Origin of the sequence: Leptolyngbya cf. ectocarpi LEGE 11479 (assembly GCF_015207065.1) — a bacterium.
GTDB lineage: Bacteria > Cyanobacteriota > Cyanobacteriia > Phormidesmidales > Phormidesmidaceae > Leptothoe > Leptothoe ectocarpi.
In genome coordinates, this window is record NZ_JADEXP010000593.1 from 1 (window position 1) to 1,916 (window position 1,916).

The 1,916-nt window shown below is 52.5% G+C and carries 1 protein-coding gene; it reads left to right on the forward strand.

Features of this window, described 5'->3' with window-relative positions; all coding sequences use genetic code 11:
• Nucleotides 1-1,905: right-handed parallel beta-helix repeat-containing protein (locus IQ260_RS30255; protein ID WP_193996748.1), on the forward strand; the 1,905-nt coding region annotated here is incomplete at its 5' end.
• Between the last annotated feature and the right edge of the window lie 11 nt (nucleotides 1,906-1,916).

A 1,916-nucleotide genomic window follows, 5' to 3' on the forward strand; every position in this document is an offset into this window, starting at 1 on the left:
CTGGTAGCCCACGCCACCACGGCCATTCAGCTGAGCGACCCAGAAGATACGGACTCACCCTCTCAGGGCATTCACATTGTTGATAACGACATTGTTGCCTGTATCCACGCCATTGAAATTCGGGTCAACAACGAACGAGCTGGCAACAACGACATTCAGATTCTCAGAAATCGGCTAGGCATTTTAGATAAAGAGACCGGACGAGCCGCCATCTTTTTATTGGCGGATGACGGGCTGATTGAGCGCAATCGCATTGTTGTGGTGCCAGCACCTAATCCGGACGATCCCAGTGACTCGCGCCGCCCCGATGACTTTACCGATGACGTCTTTGACCCCTGCGCCGAACCCGAGATTTTCTACACCCCCCGCTTCCCACTGCGGCTGTGGGCCACCCAGACGTTCCAGTATATTGCCCAGCTGGCCTTTCTGCCCGCAGTCACTTACCAGGCCCAGGGGGGCATCCAGGTCGGTGGCAGCTCAGACGATATTCGGATTGTGCAAAACACCATTATTGGCGGCTACGGCCATGGTATTACCCTGGGCCACTGGCCAGCGGTGCAGGTGGATGGCAATCGGTTTGAGGAACGACAATTTTTTGTCGAGCAGTTTCCAACCGACGTGGCCCAGCGGCTGCAGCAGGAGTTTGTCAGTACGCTGTATGACCTGGTGATTGCGGAAAATACGATTCGCTCCATGGGCCTGTCTGGCATCGGCGTGGGGGCGTTTTTGATTCGCGATCGCATCGGCCTGCGAGTACGAGTCGAGAACCTAACGGTCTATCGTAACGTCATCACCCGCTGTGCCCAGCAGCTACCGGCGGAGATTCCTGAGGCCCTGCTGCCAGATATGGGCTTTGGAGGAATTGCCTTAACTGAGTGTGAAAATGCTACCATCCAAGAAAACCAGATTACCGATAACGGTCGCAGCCATCGCGATCCCATCTGCGGCATTTTTATCCTGTATGGCGAGAAGATCGACATTACCAACAATCGCATCTTAAACAACGGTCCCCGCATTAACTTTGATGATGACGTTGATCGGGGAACTCGCGGCGGCATTGTCATTGGCATTAGTTTTCAACCCCTGTCCAATCTACTGGAGGACTCAGAACTGCTCTCTCCCGACGGCATTCCAGCGGTCAAAATCCACAACAACATTGTTACCCAGCCGCTGGCCCAGGCCCTGTTTATCATTGCCTTTGGTTCTGTTTCCATAGTGGGAAATCAGCTCACCTCCCAGGGAGCCGATTTCCGCATCAATCCTATTTCTCTACTGGCTGGAGCGGTGTTCATTCTAAATTTAGGAATTTCAAAAGACTTGATTACTCCAGCCTTGCTCTCCTCATTTCGGGGTACTACATCTGTTAATCCTGAGAGCTTTGCAACCACGTTTGCGAACGATCCAGGCAATAACGATCAGCTAGACACGGTGCGGAGACTGCTCTATCTACCCAGCGGTAATATTCTATTTACCAACAATCAAACCACCCTGGACCTGCGCACCGATGAGGTTAACTTTACCTTCAGCTCTCAGCTGTTGGCGTCCCTAGACGATATCGCCTACAACAGCAATCAGTCGGAGTGTACGTCTCTGCTCGATTTGGTATTGACCAACACCGCCATCTGGGGAGTCACTATTCGCACCAACGACAACCGGTTTCAAGAAGGTATCACCGTTGCTTTCTATTCACTGTTTTCCTTGGGTTTGATGAATACGGCAACGGGCAACCAGGCTACCCACTGTATCGTTGTGTTTGCTAGCCCATCGCGTTTGGTTGAAAACTCTAATCAGATACTGTATCCGTTTATCTTGCAAGATGGTGAACCAATTAGCTGCCCCGGTGAGCGCTCCACCATTGCTGAGCGGCTTGAGATCCCAACAGCGGTAGCTGCCCCGGTGGATTGAGGGGAGATGGG